Genomic DNA, 4,021 nt, shown 5'->3' with positions numbered 1-4,021 from the left:
GTTTTTGAAGCCTGAAGAAGCATGACCGCATATAAGTTATTAGTTATCATCTCATCTTGATTGCGGTCATGCTATAGCCCATACACACATATTTGCTTGCAGATGCACCGGTTGCCATAATACTAACTTGGAAGTTTTAACCGCAGATGAACGCAGATGAACGCAGATGAGAATTAACTCTCTGTATAACCTTGCATATTTTCCGGTTCAAACTGCTTCAAAATATTAGCTGCTTGATTGGTTAAATTGTCATTCCCTTTAACTGCAATCAAAAATTTGCCGGCATTTAAGCGGTTGCGGTATGGCAAAGCATCGCCGCTACCAAAGGCCATTCCTCCCGCACCGCCGACAAAAACGCTGCCCATCCCGGCTGCGATCGCACCTAGCACTCCGCCGATCGCGTGATCGCCAATTTCGCCCGCCCATGCAAAAGTCTTCAACTCTGTCATCAAGCTGAAAGTAACGCCGGCAATAAAGCCAAACGGTATCAGCCACACAGCCATGAGTTTAGCTTGTTTCTTTGCTTGCTGGTTGGGGTCGATTAAGCCAAATTCATCAGCAGTTTTGTAGCCCCGTCCCAAAATGCTGACTTGCTTCATGGGTAAGCCTTCTTTTTCGAGGGCGCAATAGGCAGCTTCGGCTTGCATTCGATCGGGCAGTACGGCGATAAGATAATTCATTGACAATAATTCCTGATAGTTAGGCTTCAATACCCGGAATTCATTATAGCCTGAAAAGACTTGCTAGCTAAGCAATTGAGCGTTTTTAAGACGATTGCCCAGGACGATCGCCCGCAAAGGTAAAATATTTCAAGCAAAAATGACCGACCTTGACCGAATACGGATACAATTCAAACTGCACAAAGGCAAGCTTGAGGTGAGCTGTTAGATTCTGCTCTAAGTCATAAGTCTCAACTTTGAGCTCGCCAACGCTCGGCCTATTTTTACTATTGCACTCAATTGCTTGCTATGCCTAAAGTTCTAGTATCCGATCCGATCGACCAAGCCGGAATTGACATCCTCTCCCAAGTCGCACAAGTTGACGTAAACACAGGACTGTCAGCCGAAGAGCTCGTGCGAATTATTCCAGATTACGATGCTTTAATGATCCGTTCTGGCACCCAAGTTACCAAAGAAATCATTGAAGCCGGAAATCTCCTCAAAATTATCGGTAGAGCTGGAGTTGGCGTAGATAATGTCGATGTACCCGCCGCTACCCGCAAAGGAATTGTAGTCGTCAACTCCCCTGAAGGCAACACGATCGCCGCCGCCGAACACGCGATCGCCATGATGCTCTCGATGTCCCGCCACATCCCCGAAGCCAACGCCTCCGTCAAAAGCGGTAAATGGGAACGCAACCGCTTTATCGGCGTAGAAGTTTACAAAAAAACCCTCGGTATTGTCGGTTTGGGCAAAATTGGCTCGCACCTCGCCGCCGCAGCTAAAGCAATGGGGATGAAACTGCTCGCTTACGATCCCTTCATCTCGACTGAAAGAGCCGAACAGTTGGGCTGCCGCTTGGTAGAGCTCGAACTGTTGATGCGCGAATCTGACTACATCACCCTGCACATCCCCAAAACGCCGGAAACCCTGCACTTAATTAACGCCTCTGTGCTGTCGAAGATGAAGCCCACGGCCCGGATAATTAACTGCGCCAGAGGTGGCATCATCGACGAAGCAGCCCTCGCAGAAGCAATCAAATCAGGTCAGATTGCCGGTGCAGCGATCGATGTTTACGAACACGAACCGCTAGAAGCTGATTCTCCGCTGCGGAATGTCGGCCAAAACATCGTGCTGACGCCTCACTTGGGAGCTTCTACGGCGGAAGCTCAGGTGAATGTGGCGATCGATGTTGCCGAACAAATCCGTGATGTGTTGTTGGGACTCCCCGCGCGATCGGCTGTCAACATCCCAGGAATTTACCCAGACTCGATCGAAAAACTCAAGCCATACCTGCAACTCGCCGAAACCCTAGGCAACCTCGTCAGCCAGCTAGCCGGAGGCCGAGTCGATTACCTCAACGTCCAACTCCAAGGCGAATTGGCCAGCAACCAAAGCCAGCCCGTAGTCGTCGCCTCCCTCAAAGGCCTGCTCTCCCAAGCCCTGCGAGAGCGCGTTAACTACGTCAACGCCAGCATAGAAGCCAAAGAACGCGGAATTCGCGTCGTGGAAACCAGAGACGCCTCAATCCGCGACTACACAGGCTCTCTACGCCTCTGTGCTAAGGGAACTCTCGGCGAACACACCGTCACGGGTGCAGTCCTCGGCGAAAGCGAAATTCGGATTACCAGCGTTGACGATTTCCCAGTCAACGTTTGCCCGACGCACCATATGCTGTTTACCTTGCACCGCGATATGCCGGGGATTATTGGCAAAATTGGTTCCCAATTGGGCAGTTTTAATGTCAATATTGCCAGTATGCAAGTAGGCCGTAAAATCGTGCGCGGCGATGCAGTCATGGTTTTGAGCCTCGATGACCCTCTACCAGAGGGTATATTGGCTGAAATTATCAAAGTCCCTGGGATTCGGGATGCTTACACTGTGAATCTTTAAACAATTGTAGATTTTAGGTTCTGCTAATCTAAAATTTCCAATCGTCAGACGGTAAATCTTTAAAGGATTTTAGATTTTAGGTTGTGTAAATCTAAAATCTAAAGTCATTACACAGTGACTATTTGAAAGATTTGGGAGTTTAGATTTTCGAGGCAAGGAATGATAATTGGTAAGGGGTAATAGGGCATTATTAATTGTAAGAAAGCTGGAATTTTTCTATTAGTCAATCGTCATTCCTCACTCCCCAGTTCCCAGTCTCCAGTTCCTGACGAGCCAATCTAAAATCTAAAATCTAAAATCTAAAATTGTAACATGGCACATAGCTGGTGGGAAATTAGAATTATTTGCGATCCGGCGCTGGAAGATATCATCTTTTGGCGTCTGGAACAATTTAATTGTCGGGGAACCGCGACTGAAATCAAAAGCAATTCCTGCCTGATTTCGGCTTATTTGCCCGAAGAAAAAGCGCGATTGCTGGATTTAGCCGCCCTGTCTCTGTGGCTGCGCCAAGATGCTCTCTGTGCAGGTTTGCCCTTACCTGCGATGCAGTGGGATTTGATTGAAGAGGAGGACTGGGGCAGCACTTGGAAGCAGCACTGGCAGCCTCAAGAAGTGGGCGATCGCTTTTTAATTAATCCGGCTTGGCTTCCATCACCGACTGATACCGATCGCGCAATCTTGCGTTTAGATCCCGGTGTCGCTTTCGGTACGGGCGCTCACGCTACGACTCAACTCTGTCTGGAGTCACTGGAAATGCGCCTCGGTTTTGACGACAAAAAATATATACTTGCTGATATCGGCTGCGGATCGGGCATTTTGTCGATCGGCGCGGTGTTGTTGGGCGCCACAAAAGTTTATGCTTTGGATACCGATCCTTTGGCAGTGCGATCGACCATCAGCAACAGACAGCTCAACCGCGTCAATCCCCAGCAGTTAGTGGCAGAACTCGGAAGTATCGATCGGCTCAAAGAACTCGTCAATGAGCCGATCGACGGTTTGATGTGCAATATTTTAGCAGAAGTAATCATTGATTTAATCCCGCAGTTCACCGCCATTAGCAAGCCGACTACTTGGGCAATTCTCAGCGGCATTTTGCTCGATCAAGCTAAACCAATTGCTGACACTCTCGAACAGCATGGCTGGATTGTCGCTACTTTGTGGAAGCGCCAAGATTGGTGCTGTTTTAATATTCGCCGCAGTTAATATTGGGAAGGTTCGTAGTAAGGACTTTAGTCCTTCTTCAACGTTTGTAGAGTAATTTGTATGGTGCGTCAGTTAGGATAATTCAATTCACAAGCAATCAGATATTGGCTGACGCACTCTACAGCAGTTGGGTAAGATAGTAAGTAATTGCAGCAGCATAATTAAGATAGAGAAATTATATTAAGTTTGTAGTAAGGACTTTAGAAATGAAAATTAAATAACTTACAATTTTTATTGTGATTGTGGGATGGGCGTCCCGCCCGTCC

At 47.8% G+C, this 4,021-nt stretch carries 3 protein-coding genes; 2 read left to right on the top strand and 1 reads right to left on the bottom strand.

Annotated elements, in window-relative coordinates:
• Window positions 1-173: 173 nt before the first annotated feature.
• Window positions 174-680, bottom strand: a complete 507-nt coding sequence (locus QT974_RS32095) for a hypothetical protein (protein WP_333472416.1) — start codon at window positions 678-680, stop codon at window positions 174-176.
• 288 nt (window positions 681-968) lie between these two features.
• Here QT974_RS32095 and serA point away from each other — a divergent pair, with 288 nt between their 5' ends.
• Window positions 969-2,552 carry a phosphoglycerate dehydrogenase gene (gene serA, locus QT974_RS32090; protein WP_333472415.1) on the top strand — a complete coding sequence of 528 codons (1,584 nt, stop codon included), beginning with the start codon at window positions 969-971 and terminating at the stop codon, window positions 2,550-2,552.
• Between the two features lie 312 nt (window positions 2,553-2,864).
• Complete coding sequence (gene prmA / locus QT974_RS32085) at window positions 2,865-3,755, top strand: 50S ribosomal protein L11 methyltransferase (RefSeq protein ID WP_333472414.1); 891 nt, start codon at window positions 2,865-2,867, stop codon at window positions 3,753-3,755.
• Window positions 3,756-4,021 lie beyond the last annotated feature (266 nt).

Source organism: Microcoleus sp. BM001215392 (assembly GCF_036700185.1).
Lineage (GTDB): Bacteria > Cyanobacteriota > Cyanobacteriia > Cyanobacteriales > Microcoleaceae > Microcoleus.
This window is presented reverse-complemented; position numbering and strand designations above follow the sequence as displayed.

What these genes read in the sequence shown, in the direction of transcription:
- serA (WP_333472415.1), top strand. Translation starts at nt 969, where the DNA reads ATGCCTAAAGTTCTAGTATCCGATCCGATCGACCAAGCCGGAATTGAC.
- prmA (WP_333472414.1), top strand. Translation starts at nt 2,865, where the DNA reads ATGGCACATAGCTGGTGGGAAATTAGAATTATTTGCGATCCGGCGCTG.
- QT974_RS32095 (WP_333472416.1), bottom strand. Translation starts at nt 680, where the DNA reads ATGAATTATCTTATCGCCGTACTGCCCGATCGAATGCAAGCCGAAGCT.